This is a genomic window from Bacteroides sp. UBA939, from assembly GCF_002293435.1.
In the GTDB taxonomy this organism is placed as follows: domain Bacteria; phylum Bacteroidota; class Bacteroidia; order Bacteroidales; family Bacteroidaceae; genus Bacteroides.
The window spans coordinates 1-380 of record NZ_DBDF01000065.1 but is presented as its reverse complement, the minus strand read 5'-3'; the positions used below and the strand labels follow the sequence as shown (position 1 = coordinate 380).

Here is a 380-nt window from a genome sequence, read left to right as displayed (position 1 = left end):
TAAAGCTCAGTGCTTTAAGGGTGGTTTCGGGACTTCCCGGCCCTTGACGTTCTACACTGGAAAAGTATTCGCAGATTAAGTTGAAATCGAAGTCATGTATTGTTTTATTATTTTTATTACTCATGATGTTTTTTATTAAATGTTCACTTCAACAAAATGCACAATGCACTCTGTCGAGCCTTTTTATCAACTATTATGTATATGAAAATAACCCGGGCAAGAATATGCCTGAGTATGAATTAAGGGATAACCTGAGACTGAAACGTCAGAGGTTATTTACAACACAATTTCCTTCTTCGTTGTCATAGGCTGCAAAGATACTCTATTTTTCGATATTAACTTTAAAAATACTACTTTTGTTATTAACTATGAAGTGGCAA

1 pseudogene is annotated in these 380 nt (G+C 34.2%); it reads right to left on the bottom strand.

The window, feature by feature from the left end:
- Window positions 1–124, bottom strand: a pseudogene (locus B2Z67_RS04425) (SAM-dependent methyltransferase); the annotation flags it as partial.
- Window positions 125–380 lie beyond the last annotated feature (256 nt).